Consider the following 21,550-nt stretch of genomic DNA (forward strand, 5'->3'; position numbering starts at 1 on the left):
GGCCCCTGTCGGGGTGCCCGCGGTGGTCAGCGGACCGCCGGCTTGCGGGCGGGGTGCCAGCGGAGAGGATCGTCGGGACCGCCGGTGACCAGCAGTCCCGCATGCGCCGTGAGGGCCCGGCCCGGCACCGCGGTCGCGTGCTCCTCCCACCCCGACCCCGGGATCCGCGTGCGCAGGACGCCCGCCGCGTCCAAGGAGTACAGCCTGCCGTTCATGCCCGCCAGGGACACCGCCCCCGCGGACGACCCGTCGTCCTCCCACGTGGCCGCCCCGAACGGCAGCCGCCACAGCGACCCTGACGCGGTCGCCACGTAGAACGCGCAGTCGGCGATCGCCAGCCCCACCGCCTCACGCGGGGCGGGGCCGACAGGACGCCACGCCTCCCCCTCCCTGTACAGCAGCTCACCCGACGCCGTCACGCCGTACAGGGCGACACCCACGCCGCCCGCCGCCTCCCTGGGGACGGCCAGCCCGACGACCGCCGACGCTCCGGGCAGCGGCTGCCACGCCAGGTTCTGCCCGCACAGCTCCCGCGCCAGCAGCACCCCCTCGCCGTCCACGGCGTGCAGCCTGCGCCCCACCACCGCGAGCGCCTGGACGTCGGCGGGAGGGCCGATCACCTCCCATGACGGGGACAGCGGCCGCGACAGGCGGTCGAGGACGTTGCGGGTGACGCGCGCGACCACGGGGTCGTGCAGCGTGTTGCCCCAGTTCACGGTGCCCACGGTGAAGACCGTGCCGAGGCCGCTGGTGAACACGCCCATCGTGGCCGCGCCGCCCTGGCCGTACGTGCTCCAGTGCCGCAGGTCCGCGGTGGCCAGCACGACGAAGGAGGACGGCGTGCCGTCACGGCACGTCACCCTCGGCACCCCGCCGATCTCCTCGAACTCGGCCGCGTCGGTCTCGTAGCCGAGGCAGCCCTGGCCGAACTTGTCGCCGTCGGTCAGCCCCGTGCCCTCGAAGGCCCAGTGCCCGGCGAACCGCGCGGTGTACGACTCCTCGAGCATGCGGGGCATGTGCTCGCCCCACGCCCCGGCGCCCGCGCGGAAGCTGACGCCGGTCAGCGTGTTCTCGGGGCGGTAGGCGGCCGACCACTCGACCGTCGCCAGGAGCGGGTCGGCGGCCGGGTCGGAGACAGGGTCGCGATGGCAGACCATCGTCCGGCCGCCGTCCTCCAGTCGCATCTGCCACCAGGCGGTGTTGCCGGAGAAGAAGGCCACGTTGCCGCCGCGCCTGACGAACTCCTCGACCGCGTCGCGCATCCCCGCCGACCAGTACTCGTCGTGGCCGTTGACCACGAGCAGGCGGTGCCTGGACAGCAGGTCGAGCCCGTCGTGCAGGTCGAGGTTGGAGCAGTAGCCCACCTCGTAGCCCGACCGCCGCAGCCAGCGCATCAGGCCCTCCTCCCACCGCTCGGGAGGCGGGCCGCCGCCGGGGCGGTCGAAGCTCACCTTGGCCGCGCGGGTGGGCGACTCGGTCCAGTAGACGCTCTGGTCGGGCTCGCCCGCCCTGTTGTAGGCCTGCCAGGTGGTGAACGGCACGCTGACCAGGATCGCGGCGGTGGGCTCCGCCTGCCGTACGACGAAGTGGACCTCATTGTCGGGGCAGGGCGCGCCGCCGGGAAGCGAGCGCGGCCACGGCCGCGCGGGACCGAAGCGGGCCACGTAGAGGGAGCTCGGCCAGGAGCGCGGGATCTCCAGCGACCAGTCGGTGCCGGCGTGACCGGTGTGAACGACGCGGTCGTCGGTGGCGTCGCTCACGACCACGGGGGAGGGGCGGTCGAGCACGAAGCGGAGGCTCTCGCCCTGGGCGAGCGAGGTCGCGAGGGCGTAGGCGCGGACGGTCATCCGACCGCCGTTCCGACGAGCAGGTCCTCCAGGTCGAACAGGTAGCGCTCCATCTTCGGCCGGGGCAGGTAGCGGGTGTCGGCGGTCAGGGAGACGCCTTCGGTGGTGACGTGCACGCAGAAGCGGCAGTCGAGCTCGTCCTGGCTCAGCGGCCAGGTCAGCGTGGTCTCCGCGCGCGCCTTGCCGATCTCGTCGGGCCCGGCGGCGGCCGGTCCGGGGTCGGCGAAGCGCATGTCGTTGAAGCAGCAGTGCGGGTGGACGGGCTCGCCCCGCCTGGCGCTCTCGGCCGCGACGATCCTGTCCCTGTCGGCGGGGTCGTGGTAGGCGCTGCGGTAGGCCCGCAGCGCGGCGGTGCCGGCGGCCCGCAGCGCCTCCGCGAAGGGGCGGCCTGTGTCGAGCGTGAACAGGCCCTCCATGGACAGCGTGCTGACGACGTTCATCGTGTCGCGCCTGAACCTGTTGCTCACGATCGTCAGCACCGAGCTGATCTCCTGCCCTGTGTGGCGGCCGGCCAACTCGGCCACGGCGGCGAGCAGCACGGTGGAGGTGGAGGCGCCGTGGGCGGCGGCGATCGAGCGCACCGAGAGGTCCAGCGCGGGCGAGCGCAGCAGGGCGCGCCAGATCGGCGGTCCGGCGGCCTTCTCGGCCCCGGGGGCGGGAGCGGGGAACATCGAGGCGGCGATGCGCCGGTGCTCGCGCTCCCAGTGCGCCGCCGCCGTCGCGGCGACGCGCCTGCCCTCCTCGCTCCGCTGCCACGTGGCCAGGTCGAGAGGGCGCGGGGCGGGCGTGGACGGCGGCCTGCCCAGCAGCAGCATCCGCAGGTCGCGCACGGCCACCTCGGCTCCCGCTCCGTCGGCGGCCAGGTGGCAGAAGACCAGCTTGAGGTGCGTGACCCTGTCGCCTTCGGTGACCAGCCCGACTCGCAGCGGCCATTCCCGCTCGTAGTCGAACCTGGTGGCGGGCGGGTCGCCGAACGTGACGGGCAGCAGCCCCTCCCGCTCCAGCCTCTGGTACGGCTCCCGCCGCTCGCCCAGCCTGGTGCGGAACGCCCCATGCCGTTCGACGAGCGCCTTCACGGTCGACAGGACCTCGGGCACGGTCCTGGTGCCGGGGACCTTCACCACCCTGTCGAAGTTGAAGTAGTGGTCGTCGGGCTCGGTGTTGAGCACCGCGTCCCAGATGGCCCGCTGCCCCCAGGTCAGCGGCGCGACGCCCTCGTCGGCCGCCGAGAACGCGACGTTCATCGGGCCTCGAGGTGCGTGGCCAGCCGGTCCAGGTCGTCGAGCAACTCCAGACCCTGCTCGGTCAGGTCGACCTCGACGCCGAACTCCGTCTCGATCGCGTCGATGAGGCGCATCTGCCCCACCGACGTCAGGCCGAGCGCGGACAGCGGCACGGTCGCCGAGAGCGCCTCCGGCGCGGTGAGCGCGCCGTCGGAGGCCTCCTCGACCAGCTCGGCGAGTCTTTCCTTGATCATGTCAGCTCCCTGGCGAGGCGTTCGGCCTCCTCGTCGGACATCTGGTCGAGCTCTGCCACCAGCAGTTCCTCGACCGCCTGGGCCAGCGCTCCGACCGTCGGCCGGGCGAAGAGCGTGCGGATCGGGACGTCCAGGTCGATCGCGGCGCGGATCCTTGCCACCACGCGGACGGCGAGCAGGCTGTGCCCGCCGAGCGCGAAGAACTCGTCGTGCACTCCTGCCTTCTCCACGCCGAGCACCTCGGCGAAGACCTCGGCGATCAGGTGCTCGGCGTCGGTGGACGGCGGCAGGTACTCCGCGTGGACGGCCTCGGGCTCGGGCAGCGCGGCCCTGTCGACCTTGCCGTTGGGGGTGAGCGGCAGGCGGTCCATGCGGACCCAGCGGGTGGGGATCAGGTACGGCGGCAGCGTGGCCGCCAGGTGGTCGTGCAGGTCGCGCGGGTCGGCCTCGCCCGTGAAGTAGCCGGCGAGCGTGTCTCCCACGGCGGCGACGGCGGCCGCGCTCACGCCGGGGTGCGTCATGACGCGGGCCTCGACCTCGGCGGGCTCGATCCGGTGGCCCCTGACCTTCACCTGCTCGTCGAGGCGGCTGAGGAACTCCAGAAGGCCGTCGCCGCGCCAGCGCGCCCTGTCGCCCGTCCGGTAGACGCGCTCGCCGGGCTCCTCAGGACGCGCGGGGTTTGCGGGGAGGCGGCCCTCGTCCGGCCGCACTGCTTCCGCGAGGCGGTCGCCGGTGAAGGTGACGAAGCGGGCGGCGGTCAGGCCGGGCAGGCCGAGGTAGCCGTCGGCGACGCCCGCGCCGCCGACGCACAGCTCTCCGGGGGCGCCGGGAGGGGCGAGCCTGCCCTCGGCGTCCACGACGTAGGCGGTGGTGCAGGCGATCGGGCGGCCGATGGGCGGTGAGCCCGGAGAGTCGTCGAGGTCGGCCGCCGTGGCGATGATCGTCGTCTCGGTCGGGCCGTAGGTGTTGACCAGCCGTACGGCGTCGCCGAAACGGGCCCGCCAGCGCGCGACGGCGGAGGCGTGCGCCTGCTCGCCGCCGAGGATGACCAGCCGCAGCGTCGAGGGCCAGGAGATCGCGTCGATCTGGTCGACGAGGTGGTGCCAGTACGCCGTGGGCAGGTCGAGGACGGTCACGCCCTCCAGATGGTCGGGCAGGGTGACGGCGCCGTCGGGCAGCACGACGACCTGCGCGCCCGAGACGAGCGCGGGATAGATCTCCTCCGCGTGGGTGTCGAACCCGAGCGAGGCGAACTGTGTGATCCGGTCGCCGGGAGCGAGGCCGTACTCCTGGCTCATCCACGCCACGCGGGCGGCCAGGTTGCGGTGGCTGACGACGACCCCCTTGGGGGTGCCGGTGGAACCCGAGGTGTAGAGGACGTAGGCGGTCTCGGCCAGGGCGACGGGTGTGAGGGGCGCGGGCGGCTCGCAGGTGCGGGCGAGCGGCGTCCCCTCGGGCAGCCGCCCGGCCAGGTCGGCCGAGGTGAGAACGAGGGTCGCGCCGCTGTCGGCGAGCAGGTGGCCGAGGCGCGCGGGCGGGTGGGCGGGGTCGAGCGGCAGGTAGGCGGCGCCCGCCCGCCACACAGCGAGCAGGGCGGCGACGGCGTCGGCCGAGCGGTCGAGGCACACGCCGACGAGGTCGCCCCGCCGTACCCCCTTGGCCTGCAGGAGACCGGCCAGCTCGGTGACCCGTAGGTCGAGCCGGCCGTAGGTGAGATCGCCGACGGCGGGAAGGCCTGCGTTGTCCCGCACGGCGAGCGCCAGCCGGTCGGGTGTGGACGGACCCTCGGCCTGGGCGGGGCCCACTCCCCACGACCGCAGCAGTGCCAGGTCGTCAGCGGACAGGATCCGGGGCGGCAGCGAGGGATCCTGGAGGAGAAGGCGCTCCAGCCTGGCGGCCATGGCCGCGATCGTGGCGGCGTCGAAGAGCGCGCGGTCGTAGGACAGCACGAGGGTCAGCTCGTCGGGGTCCTGCCAGGCCTCCAGCATGAGGTCGAACTTGACCTGCGCGAACCCGTGCGGGAACGGCCCGGCCTCCAGCCCGGCGAAGGCGGCGGGGACCCGCCCTGCGTCCTGGGTGTGCAGGATCGCCATGGTCTCGAACGAGGGCGCGCGCTCCAGCGGCGCCCCCTGGTGCGCGAAGGCGTCCATGACCGTGTCGCGGGTGCGCTCGACGAGCTCACCGAAGGTGGGCGCGCCCGTCAGGTCGCCGCGGATCACGAGGGTGTCGGCGAAGTAGCCGACGACGCCGTCGAGCGAGGCGCGGTCGCGCCCGGAGGTGACGGTCGCGACGGAGATGTCCCTCTGCCCGCTGTGGGCCGCGAGCACCGCCTGATAGGCGGCCATCAGCGTCATGAACATCGTCGCGCCACGAACCCGGGGAACGGCGGCGACGGGAAGCGTCACCGTGTGGAAGGCCGCCCTTCGCGGCCCGTCGGACGGCGGGCGGTCGGTGGGCAGCGTGAGCGGCTGCCTGCCGTCGAGCCTGGCGTCCCAGTAGGCGGCCATGGAGTCCTGGGTGAGCTGCCAGCGCGCCACGTCGCCGAACTGCAGCGGCGGTTCGGGAAGCGCCCGGCCCGAGTAGAGCGCGGCCAGGTCGTCGAGCAGGACGTTGAGCGACCAGCCGTCGCCGAGCATGTGGTGCAGGACGACGCACAGCACGTGCTCCTCGGCCCCGACCCTGACGAGCGTCACCCTGAACGGCGGAGCGGCGGCCAGGTCGAAGGGCGCGTTGGTGCGCTCGGCCACCAGCTTCTCCGCGTCACCCGTGACGATCTCCACGGGCACGTGACCCGGCGGCTCGACGAGCGCGTACGGCACGCCGTCCTCCTCAGGGAAGCGCGTGCGCAGGCTCTCGTGCCTGGCGGCCAGCGCGTCCACCGCCCGGCCCAGCGCCGCGACGTCGAGCGGGCCGCGCAGCCGCCGGACGATCCACATGTTGTAGGCGGCGTCGCGGGGGTCGAGCCTGTGCAGGAACCAGAGACGTTCCTGGTTGCGGGACAGCGGCACCGGCGCGCCGGGCGGCCTGGGCCGCGGCCCCTCCTCCCCCGGGGGAGCGTCGAGAAGCGCCGCCAGCGCGGCGACGGTCGGCCGCAGGAACAGCTCGCGCACGGGCACCCTGACAGGCAGGCGGGAGGTGACCACGGTCGCCAGCAGGGAGTGGCCGCCGAGGGCGAAGAAGTCGTCGTCCGCGCCGACGTCCCGCACGCCGAGCACGTCGGCGAAGACGTCGGCGACCAGACGCTCGTGGGGTGTGCGCGGAGGGGTGAAGGCGCGCGGCGCGACGGCGCCCGCCTTCGGCAGCGCCTTGCGGTCCACCTTGCCGTTGGGCGTGAGGGGCAGGGCGTCGAGGGCGACGACGGACGAGGGGAGCATGTAGCCGGGCAGCTGCTCGGCGGCGTGCTCCCTGACGCCCGTGGGGTCGCCGACGACGAAGGCGACGAGCAGGTCGTCCTGGACCGCCGCGACCGCCTGGGTGACGCCGTGGTGGGCTTCGAGGACGGCCTCGATCTCGCCCAGCTCGATGCGGTGGCCGCGCAGCTTGACCTGGTTGTCGGTCCTGCCGAGGAACTCCAGCGTGCCGTCGGGCAGCCGGCGGACCAGGTCGCCCGTGCGGTAGACGCGCTCGCCGGCGTGCCGTACGAACCGCTCCTGGGTCAGGTCGGGGCGGCCCAGGTAGCCGGTGGCCAGGCCCGCGCCGCCGATCAGCAGCTCGCCGGGAACGCCGATCGGGGCGTCCACGTGGACGGTGGTGTTGGCGATGGGCCGGCCGATCGTCACCCGCTCGGGGTCACGCGGCACCTCCCACGCGGTGGACCAGATCGTCGTCTCGGTGGGGCCGTACATGTTGATCAGCCGGTCCACCCGGTCGCGCAGCTCCGCCGCCAGCCTGAGCGGCAGCGGCTCGCCGCCCGCCAGCGCGGTCAGCGCAGGCAGCTCGCCCGTGAGCAGCACCCGCCAGCCCGACGGCGTCGCCTGGACGTGGGTGACGCCGCTGCCGGCGATCAGTCTGGACAGGGCGGCGCCGTCGCGGGCGGTGTCGGAGTCGGCGACCACCACCCTGCCGCCGGTGATCAGGGGTAGGTAGAGCTCCAGCGCGGAGATGTCGAAGGACAGCGAGGTGAGCGCGAGCCAGACGTCGTCGGGGGAGGAGTCGACGAGCGTGCGCATGGCGAGCAGGAAGTTCGTCAGCGCGCGGTGCGGGACGACCACGCCTTTGGGCCGGCCCGTGGAGCCGGAGGTGTAGAGCACGTAGGCGGTGTCGTCGGGCCGCGGCGGCGACACGTGGGCCGACGCGGCGGAGGGGAGGTCCTCGTCGGTGAGGACGAGGGCCGCACCGGAGTCCTCCAGCACGTAGGAGACCCTGGCCTGTGGGTAGTCGGGATCGACCGGCAGGTAGGCGGCGCCCGACATGGCCACGCCGAGCAGCGCGACCAGCATGTCGGCGCCGCGCGAGAGCCGGACCGCGACCAGCGAGCCCCTGCCGATGCCGCGCTCGCGCAGGGCGGCCGCCGTGCGGCCCGCCTTCTCGACCAGCTCGCCGTAGGTCAGCGTGGTGGCGCCGCAGACGACGGCGATCGCGGAGGGCGTCCGCTCGGCCTGCGCCATGACCAGGTCGACCAGCGTGACGGGCGGCAGGTCGGCGGCCGTGTCGTTCCACGCGGCGAGCAGGTCCCGCTCGCTTCGGGGCAGCAGGTCGAGCTCGTCGATCGGCAGCTCGGGGTCTGCCACGATCGAGGAGACCAGCACGGCGAAACGCTCCATGAGGCGCTCGGCGGTTGCCCTGTCGAACAGCTCCTCGCTGTGGATCGCCACGCCGAGCATGCGCCCGTCGGGCAGGTCGTACAGGTCGAGCGACAGGTCGAAGCGCGCGGGCCGCCAGCCCATGGGGAACGGCTCGGCGGAAAGCCCGGGAACCGGCTCGTCGATCTCGCCCTGGGTGTGCAGCGCGAACATGGTCTGGAACAGCGGCGTCCTGCTCAGGTCGCGTTCGAGCCCGAGCGCGCCCACCAGCCGCTCGAACGGCACCTCCTGGCGGGCGAGTCCCCGCAGGACCGACTTCCTGGTACGGCGCAGCAGCTCGGAGAAGCTCGGCCGGCCCGAGAGGTCGCACCTGAGCACCATCATCGTGGACAGGTAGCCGATCACCCCCTCCAGCTCCGTGCTGGCCCGCCCGGCTGAGGGGGTGCCCACGCAGAAGTCGTCCTGCCCGCTGTGCCGCGCGAGCAGCACCTGGTAGGCGGCCAGCAGCACCATGTACGGCGTGCACCGCGCGGCTCTGGCCAGCGCGGCCACCCGCCCCACGAGCTCGGGGGACAGGTGGAAGAGCACCTCGCCGCCCGCCGTACCTCGCTGCGGGGGGCGCGGCCTGTCGGTCGGCAGTTCGAGCACCGGCGCTCCGGACAGCCGCTCCACCCACCACCGGAGGTCCTCGGCGTCGTCGCCGTCGCGCAGGTGCGGGCCGAACTGCGGAGGGTCGTCGGCCGGCGGCTCGCCCGCGTAGTGGGCCGCCACCTCGGCGCGAAGCACGTTGAACGACCAGCCGTCGCCGTTGATGTGGTGCAGCACCACGCACAGCACGTGGTCGCAGGGACCGACCCGGACGACGGTCACGGAGAAGGGCGGCCTGGCGGCCAGGTCGAAGGGCGCGTTGGTGCGCTCGGCCACCAGCTTCTCCGGATCGCCCTCGACGACCTCGAAGGCGATGCGGCCCGGCGGCTCGACGACGGCCACGGGACGCCCTTCCACCTCGGGGAAGCGGGTGCGCAGCGCCTCGTGCCTGGCGGCGACGGCGGTGAAGGCCGCCTCGAGCCTGGCCAGGTCGAGATCGCCGCGCAGCCGGTAGGCGTACGCGGTGTTGTACGAGGGATCGCCGGGGTCGAGCTGTTGGAGGAACCAGAGCCGTTCCTGGGCGTACGAAAGCCTCACGTATCCCTTCCCCCGAATCTGGAAAGGTTCTTAACTGTTGGGAGTCAACCACGGATCTTGAGGTGGTCGCAAGGGCCGATAAACACGGGGTTTCCGGGCTTGTCACCCTCTCGTGACCGTGCCAGACTGGCGCCGTCCATCGAATAAGGAAAGTTTCCTTTCAGTATTTTCGGGGGTCTGTCGTGAGCGTGACCCTTCCTGACCTGCTGAGAGCGCGCGCCGCGGCCGATCCTGACCGGGTGGCGATGACCGTCCACGGCGTCGGCTCACTGACCTTCGGCGAGTGGGAACACCGAGCCAACGGCGTCGCCGAGAGGCTGCGCGTACGGTCCGGCGATCGCGTGGGGCTGGTGTTCGGCAACGGGGACTGGCTGGAGTACGCGGTGGCGTTCTTCGGCGTCGTCAAGGCGGGGGCCGTGGCGGTGCCGCTGTCCGACCGGCTGGCCGCCACCGACATCGAGGCGATGCTGGCCCACTGCGGCGCGAGCACCGTACTGCGTCCAGGGGCGTTACCCTCCGCGGAGACGGGCGCGGCACCTTTCTCGGAGGGCGTGCCCGACCCTCCGCGACCGCACGACCTGGCCCAGATCCTCTACACCTCGGGCACCACCGGCAGGCCGAAGGGCGTCGCCGCCACCCACGCCAACCTGGCCTACGGCTGCGGCGGCAGGCGCAGGCCGTTCACGCACAGCGAGCACCTGGCACACGCCTTCCCGATCGGCACGAACGCGGGACAGTGGATGCTGGTCAACGCCGTCGACGCCCACCCGCGGGTCGTGACGCTTCCCCGGTTCACTCCCGGCAGGTTCGCCGCGCTGATCGAGCACTACCGGGCAGGCACCGTCTTCCTCGTCCCCGCCATGGCGATCGAGTTGCTCGCCGCCCGCGCCCACGCCTCGCACGACCTGTCGAGCGTGCTGCTGCTCGGCTCGGCGGCCGCGCCGCTTCCCTCCCAGGTCGCGACCGACCTCAGCGCCGCGTTCCCCAACTCGACGATCACCAACTACTACACCTCGACCGAGGCGGCGCCCGCGCAGACCGTGATGATCTTCGACCCCGAGCGGCCCGCGAGCGTCGGCAGGCCCGCCTCCGGCGGCGCGGTCAAGATCGCGACGGTCAAGGGCGACCCGCTGCCGCCGAACGTCACGGGAGAGGTGTGGATGCGCTCGCCCGCCGCCACCCGCACCTACTACGGGGACCCGCAGGCCAGCGGCGAGGTGTTCCGCTCCGGCTGGGTCCGCATGGGCGACCTCGGCTACCAGGACGACGACGGTTACCTCTACCTGGTGGACAGGGAGAGCGACGTCATCAAGTCGGGCGCGTACAAGGTCTCCACGATCCACGTCGAAGAGGTCGTCCACCAGCATCCCGACGTGGTCGAGGCGGCGGCGTACGGCGTGCCGCACCCCACGCTCGGCAAGGCCGTCGCCGTGGCGGTCGTCGGCCCCGTCGCCCACGACGACCTGCGGATGTTCCTGAAGGGGCGGCTGGCCCCGCACGAGCTGCCCGCCCGGCTCGTCACCCTCGACGCCCTGCCGCGCAACCACGGAGGCAAGGTCGACAAGCGGAGGTTGAGGCATGACTGAGGTGTCGCCCGTCCAGCACGGGATCTGGATCAACGAGCTGGCCGCCGCGGGATCGGCGTACCACATGCCGCTCGTGATCAGGCTCGAAGCGCCCGTCGACGAGGGGGCGCTGGCCAAGGCGTGCGCCGCGCTGGTCGAGCGGCATCCGCTGCTCGGCATGGCCTTCGCCAAAAGCGACGGCGTGCCGCGGCTGGTGCTCGCGCAGGAGCCGCCGGCCCTGTCCTTCGAGGAGCGGGCGGAGGCTTTCGACCTCGCCCGCGGCCCGCTCGTCAGGTTCACGCTGTCCGGCCGTTCGCTGCGGGTCGTGGCCCACCACGCGGTCTTCGACGGCCGCTCCAAGGAGGTGCTCGTCGCCGACCTGCTGGCCGCCTACCGGGGCGAGGTCCTGCCCCCGCTGGAGCCCGTCACCCCCAGGGAGGCCCCCGCCGACGATGCCCGCGCGTTCTGGGCGTCCAGGTGGCGCGCGCCGGCCGAGGTGCTCGTGCCGGGCGGGGTGCTGCGCTCGCGGCGCGCGGGTGAGGGACGGGTGCTGGAGTTCCCGCTCGACGTGCCCGACATCGCGGGACTCACCAGATTCGAGGTGCTGATGGCGGCGCTGCACGCCGTCCTCGGCTCGTACGGCAACACCACGGTCGTCACCGCGATCGACCTGTCCACCCGCACCCCTGATGAGGAGGACCGCATCGGCCCGTTCGTCAACGAGCTGCCGCTGTTCTCCGAGCCCAGGCCAGGCACGCCGTTCGCGGTGTTCGCCGGGTCGCTGCGGGCCGAGTTGCGCGAGATCTACCGGCACCGGCGGGTGCCGCTTGCCAGGGCGGTGCAGGGTCTCAAACCGCACGCGGCGCTGGCTCCCGTGTCGGTCAGCTACCGGCGCGGAGGAGGCGACGAGCGGGTGGACTGGCTCGCCTTCAACGGGGCCGTCCGGGGCGCCTTCCAGCTCCAGCTCCTCGACGGGCCGGCCGGGCTGGCGGCGAGCCTGCGCTACGACGCACTCGAGCTGCCCGACCCGCGGCCGATCGTCGCCGGACTGCGCGCGTGGCTGGAGAAGGTGGCAGGGGACCCGTCCGTGCCGCTGCCCGCGGCCGCCCTCCCGGCTGCCGCCTCCACGGCCACCCTGGACTCGGCGGGCTCGGCGGATCCCGTGGGCGGTTCCGAGAGCTCGCCAGGGCTCGGGGACGATCCGCTGCTCGCCGGGCTCACCGCGATCTGGGAGGAGGTCCTCCAGCTGTCGCCGATCGAGCCTCACGACGACATCTTCGACCTCGGCGGCCACTCGCTGACCATCACCCAGATCATCGCCCGCATGCGCAAGCGGCTGAACATCGAGGTCGAGCTCGACGACTTCTTCGACAACCCCACGATCGCAGGGGTCCTCGGAGTGATCAGGCGGTGATCGACGCGGACCTCTCGCGGATGCTCATGATCCGTGCCTTCGAGCGCAAGCTCCTCGACCTGTTCGGCAGGGGCCTGCTCAACGGCACCACGCACACGTGCCTCGGCCAGGAGTACGTCCCTGTGGCCGTCGAGGGCCTGCTCGACCCGGCCGACCACGTCTTCAGCAACCACCGCGGCCACGGCCACTACCTGGCCCGCTTCGACGACCCCGAAGGCCTGCTGGCCGAGATCATGGGGCGTGAGGGCGCGGTGTGCTCGGGGGTGGGCGGCAGCCAGCACATCCGCCGCGACCGCTACCTGTCCACGGGCGTCCAGGGAGAGAGCCTGCCCGTGGCGGCCGGCGTCGCGCTGCATCTCAAGCGCACCGAGCCGGGCCGCCTGGCCTGCGCCTACATCGGCGACGGCACGTTCGGCGAGGGGTCGGTCTACGAGGCGCTGAACCTGGCCGCGCTCTGGCGGCTGCCGCTGCTGGTGGTCGTCGAGAACAACGGCATCGCCCAGTCGACACCGACGTCGGCGAACCTGGCGGGCACGATCGAGGGCCGAGCGGCGGCGTTCGGCATCACGCACGCGCTGGTCGAGGGTGCTGACGTCGACGCGATCAGGGACCGGCTCGCGCCCCTGGTGGCGGCGGTGCGGCAGGGCGGGCCCGCCGTGGTCGAGTTCGTCACGCACCGGCTCGGCCCGCACAGCAAGGGCGACGACACCAGGCCCGCGCACGCCATCGGCGTGGACTGGCGGGACAAGCTCCTCTCGCCGCGCCTCGAAGCTCTCGAGGCCGAGGCCGAGGCCCGAATCGAGGCGGTCGCCGCCGACGTCATGGCCCGCCCGCTGTCCAGGTGGGAGACGCGATGAGGGTCTCGGAGAACCTCAACGCCGCGCTCCACGAGGTGATGGCGGCCGCGGACGACCTGTACCTGCTGGGCGAGGACGTCGCCGACCCCTACGGCGGCGCCTTCAAGATCACCCGAGGACTGTCCACCCGCTTTCCCGGCCGCGTGCTGTCCACGCCGATCAGCGAGAGCGCCATCACCGGCGTCGCCGCGGGCCTCGCGCTGTCCGGCGACGCGGCGATCGTCGAGATCATGTTCGGCGACTTCGCGGCGCTCGCCTTCGACCAGATCATGAACTTCGCCGCCAAGTCCGTCTCCATGTACGGCTCGCGCGTCCCCATGCGCATGATCGTGCGCTGCCCCGTCGGAGGCGGCAGGGGCTACGGCCCCACGCACAGCCAGAGCCTGCAGAAGCACTTCGTCGGCATCCCCGGCCTCTCGCTCTACGAGATGTCGCCCTTCCACGACAACCTCGCGGTGCTCACCGACATGCTGCTCCGGCAGGAGCCGTGCGTGCTGTTCGAGGACAAGGTCCTCTACACGCGGCCCATGCACGCCGTGCCCGCGCCCTTCTCCGTGTCGGTCGCGGACGGCGTGGCCACGGTGTCCCTCGACGCCGAGCCAGACTGCGTGATTGTCGCCACCGGCGGGACCGCCCACAGGGCGCTGGCCGCGATGCGCTCGCTCCTGCTCGAGGAGGAGATCGTCTGCACGCTGCTGGTGCCCTCCCGCCTCTACCCCTTCGACGTGGCGATGCCGTACGCGCGGCACGTCTTCGTCGTCGAGGAGAGCAGCGCGGGCGGGACCTGGGGCGCCGAGGTCGCCCACCAGGTCCACCGGCGGCATTGGGAGCGCCTGGCAGGCCCCGTCACCCTCGTCCACTCCGCCGACTCCGTCATCCCGACCGCCGCGCACCTGGAGGACGAGGTGCTGGTGTCGGAGTCCGCGATCCACCGCGTGATCAGGGAGACGCTCCGTGGCTGAGCTGCGCGTGCCCAAGCTGAACAACAACGACACCGAGTACCTGCTGGTCGAGTGGCTGGTGGCGGACGGCTCCCCGGTCCACGAGGACGACATGGTCGCCGTCGTGGAGACCTCGAAGGCGGCGGAGGAACTGCCCGCCGACGCCTCGGGAGTCCTCCGGCACGTGGTGCGCGCGGGCGCGTGGTGCCGCCCGGACGAGGTCATCGCCCGGATCGCCGGCGAGAGCGCCGGCGAGAGGGCCGACGAGCCCGCGGACAGGGCCGCCGATGCAGCCGCCGTCGAGGACCGCGCGGTGACCCCCACCCCTGGCCCGGCGGGACCGGCCACGGAACCGGCGGCCGCGGACCCGACCGCGTCAGGACCCCTGATCACCGCACCGGCTCAACGGCTCATCGACGAGCTCGGCGTCCCCATGGAGCGGATTCACGCGCTCGGCCTGGAGCTGGTCAGGAAGACCGACGTCGAGCGGATGCTCGGGCTCGTCCACGAGCTGTCCAAGGTCCAGCGCGCGGTCGCGAGGGCGGTGGAGCAGTCGCACCGGACGATTCCCGCCGCCTACCTGGCCGTCCGCATGGACCTGGCAGGCGCGCTCGACCATGCGGCCGCCCAGACGAGAGCCGTCAGACGGCCCGTCGGACTGGCCGAGATCTTCGTCCAGGCGGTCGCGGGCCTCCACGGAGGCTTCCCGCTCTTCTTCGCCGCCCTGGACGGCACGACGGCCCGCCTGTCGCGCGCCCCCGACATCGGGGTCACCGTCGACATGGGGGAGGGGCTCTACGTGCCGGTCATCCACGACGCGGCCGGCCGTACCACCAAGGAGATCGCGTCCGCGCTCATGCGGCACAGGGTGGCGGCCACCACCGGCGACTTCAAGGAGTCGGACCTCACGGGCGCCAACTTCGTCGTCACGCTGCACACCGACGGCGGCGTCGTCCTCGCCGTCCCGTTCGTCTTCCCCGGGACCGCGTGCGCGCTGGCCGTGACCGCCCCGCAGGAGGGCACCGTGGCCGACATCGGGCTGGCCTACGACCACCGCCTGATCAACGGCAGGGACGCCGCCCTCTTCATGAACGCACTCAGAGCCGTCATCGAAGGGCTGAGCTGATGTCCGTCGTCGACCTGTCAGGCGCCAAGAGAGAGCTGCTGCGGCGCAGGTTGCAGGGCAGGCAGTCCGCGCAGGCCATCCCGCGCAGGCCCGAGGGCAGCCCGCCGCCGCTGGCCCCCGCCCAGGAGCCGCTGTGGTTCATGGAGCACCTGTCGCCCGGCACCGCCACCTACACGATCACCCTCGCCGTACGGCTGCGCGAACCGCTCGACGAGGAACGGCTGCGCGCCGCGCTCGACGAACTGCCGAGACGGCACGAGAGCCTGCGCCACCGGTTCCCCACGAGCGAGGAGGGGACGCCCGCCGTCCACGTGGCGGACGCCGCCGAGGTCCCGCTCGCGATCGAGCGGGCCGCCGACGACGACGAGGCCGCCGCGCTGATCGGGGCGGCCGCCGCCGTACCGCTCGACCTGGCGCGAGGCCCGCTGCTCACGGCGCTCGCGGTGACGCTCGACGACCGCCACCACGTGCTCACCCTGCTCGTGCACCACCTCGTGGCCGACGGACAGTCGGCGCAGCTCCTCATGCGCGACCTGCTGGCGCTCTACAGGGGCGAGAGCCCCGCCGCGCCCGCCGTCAGGTTCGGCGACGTCGCGCTGTGGCTGCGCGAGCGGCCCTTCGAGCGGGAGCTCGACTACTGGCGCGCCCAGCTCGACGGGCTGCCGCGCGCCGAACTGCCCGCCGACCGCGCTCGACCGGCCCAGCAGCGCTTCGACGGCGCCACCCACGTGCACGAGCTGGACGCCGAGCTGACCGAACGCGTCGCCGAGCTGGCCAGGCGGCACGGCGCGACGCCGTTCATGGCGCTGCTCGCCGTCTTCCACGTGCTGCTGGCGCGCCTGTCGGCCCAGGACGACGTGGCCGTCGCCACCCCCGTGGCGGGCAGGACGCGCCCCGAACTCGACGACGTGGTCGGCATGTTCGTCAACACGCTCGTGCTGCGCGCCACGCTCGACGACGACCCGAGCTTCGCCGACCTGCTCGGCAGGACCAAGGACATGGTCGTCGACGCGCTCGACCACCAGGAACTGCCGTTCACCACGCTGGTCGACGCGCTCGGCGTGCCACGCGACCCGAGCAGGCAGCCGCTGGTCGACACGTTGTTCTCGATGCACGACCTGGCGGCGGGCGAGGACGACTTCCCGCTGCGCCCAGGTTCGTCTAGGTACGACCTGGAGCTGTACGTCGTACCGGCCGGTGACGGGCTGGCGTGCGCCTTCACCTACAAGACCACGCTCTTCTCGGCCGACACCGTCGCGCGGATCGCCGGCCACTTCGGGGCGCTGGTGCGAGCCGCCGTGGACACGCCCGACCTGCGGGTGAGCCGCCTGCCCCTGGGCGACATCTCCGAGATCGCCGCGTGGAACGCCACCGAAGCGGACTATCCCGCCCACCAGACGCTGCACGGCCTGGTCGAGGAACAGGTGGCGCGGACACCCGACGCGGTGGCCGTCACCTTCGACGGCCGCTCATTGACCTACCGCGAGCTGGACGAGCGCGCCAACCAGGTGGCCGGCCTGCTCACCGACCTCGGGGCGGGCCCGCTGGTCGCCATCTGCGCCGAACGCTCGCTCGAACTCGTCGTCGGCCTGCTCGGCATCCTCAAGTCCGGCGCCGCCTACGTGCCGCTCGACCCCGAGTACCCCGAAGACCGCCTGGCGTTCATGCTCGCCGACGCCGCCGCGCCGTTCGTGCTCACCCAGACCCACCTCGCGCCCCTGCTGGTCTCGGGCGGCGCGACCATCCTGCCGCTCGACGACCAGGAGATCTGGGCCGGCCGGCCCACCTCCGCTCTGGAGGCCGCCCAGGGCGAGGCGGCCTACATGATCTACACCTCGGGCTCGACGGGCAAGCCGAAGGGCGTCCCCAACGGCCACCACGGCATCGTCAACCGCCTCGACTGGATGCAGAAGCGCTACCTGCTCACCGCCGGCGACGTGGTGCTGCAGAAGACCCCCGCCGGCTTCGACGTCTCGGTGTGGGAGTTCTTCTGGCCGCTGATCGCGGGGGCACGCCTCGTCCTCGCGGCGCCCGGCGGCCACAAGGACCCCGCCTACCTGCGTGACCTCATCAACGCCGAGCACGTCACCACGCTGCACTTCGTGCCCTCCATGCTGGCGGTGTTCCTCGCCGAGGAGGGCGTGGCCACCTGCACCTCGCTGCGCACGATCATCTGCAGCGGCGAGGAACTGCCCGTCGACCTGGCCGCCCGCTGCCTGCGCGCGCTGCCGGCCGAGCTGCACAACCTGTACGGCCCGACCGAGGCCGCCATCGACGTCTCGTCATGGCAGTGCACGCTCGAAAAGCTGGAGGGACGGGCCGCCGTACCGATCGGCTCGCCCATCCAGAACATCACGCTGCACGTCCTGGACAGGCACGGCGCGCCGGTTCCCGTCGGGGTGCCCGGCGAGCTGCACATCGGCGGCGTCGGCGTCGCGCTCGGCTACCACGACCGTCCCGAGCTGACCGCCGCCCGCTTCGCCGGCGGGCGGTACAGGACGGGCGACGCGGCCCGCTGGCTGCCCGACGGCACCATCGAGTTCCTCGGCCGCCTCGACAACCAGGTCAAGCTGCGCGGCCTGCGCATCGAGCTGGGCGAGATCGAGACGGCGCTGCGTGAGAAGGCGGGCGCGAGCGAGGCCGTCGTGGTCGTCCGCGCCGACAAGCTCGTCGCCTACCTCGTCGGCGGGCCGTCCGAGCCGGCGCAGGTCAGGGCCGCGATCCGCGGGTTCCTGCCCGAGTACATGCTGCCCTCGCTGTTCGTCCGGCTCGACGCCCTGCCGCTCACCCCGAACGGCAAGCTCGACCGCAAGGCGCTGCCCGAGCCCGTGCTGACCTCGGACGTCGCCTACGCCCCGCCCTCGACACCCGCCGAGCAGGTCATCGCCGGCGTGTGGGCCGAGATCCTCGAAGCCGAGCGGGTGGGCGTCGACGACGACTTCTTCGACCTGGGCGGGCACTCCCTTCTGGCCATCCAGGTCGTGGCCAGGCTGCGCAAGGCGGGCATCGGCCCGCTCGGGCTCGTGGACCTGTTCACCTACAGGACGGTCCGCGAGATCGCGGCCTTCCTGGAGACGGCGGCCGACCTGCCGCGCCCGCTGCTGCAACGGCTGACGGGCCCGCGCACCGCGTCCGTCACCTACGTCTGCGTGCCGTACGGCTCGGGCAGCGCGATCGTCTACCAGCCGCTGGCCGACGCGCTCCCCTCCGACCAGGCCCTCTACGCCCTGGCCATCCCCGGGCACGACGTCGGCCTGGACGAGGAGGCGATGGAGTTCGAGGAACTGGCCGCCAGGACCACCGAGGAGATCCTCCGCATCGAAGGACCGCTGGTGATCTACGGCCACTGCGGGGTGGGCGCCGCGCTCGCCGTCGAGCTGGCCAGGCGGGTCGAGGCGGCCGGCCGTACGCTGGAGGCGCTCTACATCGGGGCGATCTTCCCCTTCGCCCGGCCGCGCGGATGGCGGCGCTTCGGGCTGATGGACCGGCTCAGCTCCTACCAGACCGACATCAACCGGCTCAAGGCGCGGGGGGTGGACCTGGAGGAGCTCGAGCCAGGCGTCGCCGACCGCATCATCAGGACGATGCGGCACGACTCGAAAGCGGCGGAGAAGTACTTCACCTCGCTCTTCCACGAGCAGGACAGACCCAGGCTGCGCGCCCCGATCATCTCGGTGATCGGCGAGCGCGACCCCGCCACCGACTACTACGAGGAGCGCTACCGCGAATGGGGCTTCCTCGGCGACACCACGGCGCTGGTCGTCCTGGACGAGGGCGGCCACTACTTCCTGCGCTACCGCGCCGCCGAGCTCGCCGCCGTCCTGCGCACCCACCGGCGGCTCGAACCCACCGACCGGTCCTCCTCGTGGTGGGTGCACGCCGTCTCCACGCCTGACCAGCCGGCCGCCGCGTCCACGTCCCCGGCGCCCAGCATGCGGCGCTTCCTCACCATCGCCTCCGGACAGCAGATCTCGATGATCGGGTCGGCGCTCACCGGCTGGGCGCTGCCGATCACCGTCCTGGTCGATTCGGGGTCGATCGCCCAGTTCTCCATCCTGGCCGTGCTCAACCTGGCCGGGCTGCTCATCTCGCCGCTGGCTGGGGCGATCGTCGACAGGGGAGACCGCAGGCGGGTGCTGCTCTTCTCCGACGTGTGCGCGGCCGCGATCCAGGGCGTGCTCGCCGTACTGATCTTCTTCGGCGACCTGCGGCTCTGGCAGATCTACGGCCTGATCGTCGCCCTGTCCGTCGCCACCTGCTTCCAACGCCTCGCCTACTCCTCGGCCGTGCCGCAGCTCGTGCCCAAGCGCTACCTCGGGCACGCCGTCGGCATCACCCAGATGACCAACGGCGTCGCCCAGCTCGTCGTCCCGCTCATGGCGGCGGGACTCCTGGCGTGGATCGGCCTCGGCGGCATCGTCGCCCTCGACGTGGCCAGCTACGTCTTCGCCGTACTGGTCGTGCTGCTCGTCCGCTTCCCCGACACGCTGCCGTGGCGCCCGCGTGAGCCGCTGTCCACCGAGATCCGCAAGGGTTTCGCCTACACCTGGCACGCGCACGGCCTGCGGGCCATGCTGGGCTGGTTCGCGGTGCTGAACATCTTCCTCTCACCGCTCCTGCTGCTGGTCTCGCCGCTGGTCCTCACCTTCGCCACGCTGCGCGAGGTGAGCGCGGTCTCCGTGGTGACCGGGCTCGGCGTGCTGCTCGGCGGCCTGACCATGGCCGTGTGGGGCGGGCCGCCCAGACGCAGGTTCAGGGGCGTGCTGCTGACGACGCTGGCGATCGCGGCGGGAAGCGTCGTCACCGGGCTCGCCCCGTCGGTGATGCTGGTCGGGGCAGGCGCGTTCGCGATCACGTACTTCCTGACGCTCATGAACGGGATCTACTCGCTGATCGTCCAGATCAAGGTGCCGTACCGGTACCACGGGCGGGTGTTCGCGCTGAACACGCTCGTCGCCTGGTCGACGCTGCCGATCGGGATGGGGCTCGTCGCACCGCTGGGCGCGGCGCTGTTCGACCCGATGCTGGCCTCGGGCGGCGCGCTGGCGTCCACGGTCGGCGCGGTGATCGGCGTGGGCGAGGGGAGAGGGATCGCGTTCCTCTACCTGGTGTGCGCGGTCGCCATGGTCCTGGTGGTCGCGGGGGCGCTGCGGGTGCGGCGGCTGGCCCGCTTCGACGCCGACGTGCCCGACGCGCTGCCCGACGACCTCGTGGGCGTGGAGACGATCGCCGCGAAGACCGCCGCCTGACCCGAGGCGGTGTGCCTGGCCCGAGGCGGTGTGCCTGGCCCGAGGCGGCTCGCCTGGCCCGAGGCGGCGGTCAGGCGAGCCGTTTGACCAGGTCGTGCAGGGTGGTGGCGAGCATGCCCAGCCTGGCCTGGGTCCGCTCGCCCTCCTCCTCACCGGCCCGGCCGAGGAAGTCCAGATAGCCGCGCGCCCACCCGCCGAACACCCACGGCTCAGCGGGGACCTTCCCGCCGCCCTCCCGGTAGCCCTCGACGGCGGCGTCGAAGCGTTCCAGGTCGAAGGAGCCGTCCACGCGCGTCGCCCAGTCGAGCGCGACGCCGACGGCCTCCCGTTCGGCGAGATAGCCGCCGGCGGTGTCCCAGTCGAGCAGCGCCAGCGAGCCGTCGGAGCGCAGCAGGGCGTTCTTGGGATGCAGGTCCCCGTGCGAGCGCACCGGCGTGCCCCGCCCCGCGGGCCGTTCCGTCGCCGCGAGCAGCTCACCCGCCGGGTACGGCGCGACGGCCCTCGACCTGCCCTCCTCCTGGGCGGTGTCGGCTCCGGCGTGCACCGTGTGGGTTCCGGTGTGGGCGGTGTCGGTTCCGGCGTGCACGGTGTCGGTTCCGGTGTGGGCGGTGTCGGTTCCGGCGTGCACGGTGTCGGTTCCGGCGTGCACGGTGTCGGTTCTGGCGTGCACGGTGTGGGTTCCGGTGTGGGCGGTGTCGGTTCTGGCGTGCACGGTGTCGGTTCCGGTGTGCGCGGTCTCGGCTTCGGCCTGCCGGGCGGGTCCAGCGGACCCGGCGCGGTGGACGGCCGACAGCAGGGCACCCACCCGGCGGGCGAGCGCGGGGGTCAGGTCGGCGGCGCCGGGAGCGCGGCCGTCCATCCACCTGTGCACGCGCACCACGCCGCCGTCGATCTCCGCCGTGTACCGCCCGGTGGCGGTCTCCTGCACGGGCCCGGGCATCGGCACCCCGGCGGCCAGCGCCGCCCGCTCGATCTCGATCGCCGTGTCGGAAGGCGCCCACCCCAGCCGCTTCACCGCGTAGGCGCCGGTGGTCGTGTCGATCCGCCAGACCTCGTTGTGGTGGTAACCGGCCAACCGCAGACCTCGCGTGACCGCACGCCCGAGCCCGAACCTGCCGCACACCTCCGCAACAGCAAGATCGCCCAT

General features: G+C 72.9%; 11 protein-coding genes. 6 read left to right on the forward strand and 5 right to left on the reverse strand.

Annotated features, from left to right (window positions below; translation table 11 throughout):
• Positions 1-26: 26 nt before the first annotated feature.
• Genes AC3EO4_RS28850 through AC3EO4_RS28865 form a run of 4 tightly spaced genes read right to left on the reverse strand, consistent with a single transcriptional unit; the run spans position 27 to position 9,251 of the window.
• Entirely contained in the window at positions 27-1,847 is a 1,821-nt protein-coding gene (locus AC3EO4_RS28850; RefSeq protein ID WP_431898628.1) for a N,N-dimethylformamidase beta subunit family domain-containing protein, read from the reverse strand.
• Positions 1,844-3,091 carry a condensation domain-containing protein gene (locus AC3EO4_RS28855; protein ID WP_431898629.1) on the reverse strand — a complete coding sequence of 416 codons (1,248 nt, stop codon included), beginning with the start codon at positions 3,089-3,091 and terminating at the stop codon, positions 1,844-1,846. The genes AC3EO4_RS28850 and AC3EO4_RS28855 overlap by 4 nt, the downstream gene beginning before the upstream one ends.
• Entirely contained in the window at positions 3,088-3,324 is a 237-nt protein-coding gene (locus tag AC3EO4_RS28860; protein WP_431898630.1) for an acyl carrier protein, read from the reverse strand. The genes AC3EO4_RS28855 and AC3EO4_RS28860 overlap by 4 nt, the downstream gene beginning before the upstream one ends.
• The gene (locus tag AC3EO4_RS28865; protein WP_431898631.1) at positions 3,321-9,251 is read right to left on the reverse strand and encodes an amino acid adenylation domain-containing protein; all 5,931 of its coding nucleotides are present in this window, start codon (positions 9,249-9,251) and stop codon (positions 3,321-3,323) included. Before AC3EO4_RS28865 ends, AC3EO4_RS28860 begins: the two co-directional genes overlap by 4 nt.
• 182 nt (positions 9,252-9,433) lie before the next feature.
• On the opposite strand from AC3EO4_RS28865, the gene AC3EO4_RS28870 reads away from it, so the two are divergent.
• Genes AC3EO4_RS28870 through AC3EO4_RS28895 form a run of 6 tightly spaced genes read left to right on the forward strand, consistent with a single transcriptional unit; the run spans position 9,434 to position 20,403 of the window.
• Positions 9,434-10,837, forward strand: a complete 1,404-nt coding sequence (locus AC3EO4_RS28870; RefSeq protein ID WP_431898632.1) for a class I adenylate-forming enzyme family protein — start codon at positions 9,434-9,436, stop codon at positions 10,835-10,837.
• Positions 10,830-12,230: a condensation domain-containing protein gene (locus tag AC3EO4_RS28875; RefSeq protein WP_431898633.1), complete on the forward strand. Its 1,401-nt coding sequence runs from the start codon at positions 10,830-10,832 to the stop codon at positions 12,228-12,230. Before AC3EO4_RS28870 ends, AC3EO4_RS28875 begins: the two co-directional genes overlap by 8 nt.
• Positions 12,227-13,087 carry a thiamine pyrophosphate-dependent dehydrogenase E1 component subunit alpha gene (locus tag AC3EO4_RS28880; protein ID WP_431898634.1) on the forward strand — a complete coding sequence of 287 codons (861 nt, stop codon included), beginning with the start codon at positions 12,227-12,229 and terminating at the stop codon, positions 13,085-13,087. The genes AC3EO4_RS28875 and AC3EO4_RS28880 overlap by 4 nt, the downstream gene beginning before the upstream one ends.
• Complete coding sequence (locus AC3EO4_RS28885) at positions 13,084-14,049, forward strand: alpha-ketoacid dehydrogenase subunit beta (protein ID WP_431898635.1); 966 nt, start codon at positions 13,084-13,086, stop codon at positions 14,047-14,049. Before AC3EO4_RS28880 ends, AC3EO4_RS28885 begins: the two co-directional genes overlap by 4 nt.
• Positions 14,042-15,154 (forward strand): 2-oxo acid dehydrogenase subunit E2, encoded by a 1,113-nt coding sequence (locus tag AC3EO4_RS28890; protein WP_431898636.1) that lies wholly within the window; start codon positions 14,042-14,044, stop codon positions 15,152-15,154. The genes AC3EO4_RS28885 and AC3EO4_RS28890 overlap by 8 nt, the downstream gene beginning before the upstream one ends.
• Positions 15,154-20,403 carry a non-ribosomal peptide synthetase/MFS transporter gene (locus tag AC3EO4_RS28895; RefSeq protein ID WP_431898637.1) on the forward strand — a complete coding sequence of 1,750 codons (5,250 nt, stop codon included), beginning with the start codon at positions 15,154-15,156 and terminating at the stop codon, positions 20,401-20,403. The genes AC3EO4_RS28890 and AC3EO4_RS28895 overlap by 1 nt, the downstream gene beginning before the upstream one ends.
• Positions 20,404-20,473: 70 nt before the next feature.
• Here the strand turns inward: AC3EO4_RS28895 and AC3EO4_RS28900 are convergent, their stop codons facing one another.
• On the reverse strand, positions 20,474-21,550 hold the full coding sequence (locus tag AC3EO4_RS28900) for a phosphotransferase (protein ID WP_431898638.1): 1,077 nt from the start codon (positions 21,548-21,550) through the stop codon (positions 20,474-20,476).

It is taken from the genome of Nonomuraea sp. bgisy101, assembly GCF_057708945.1.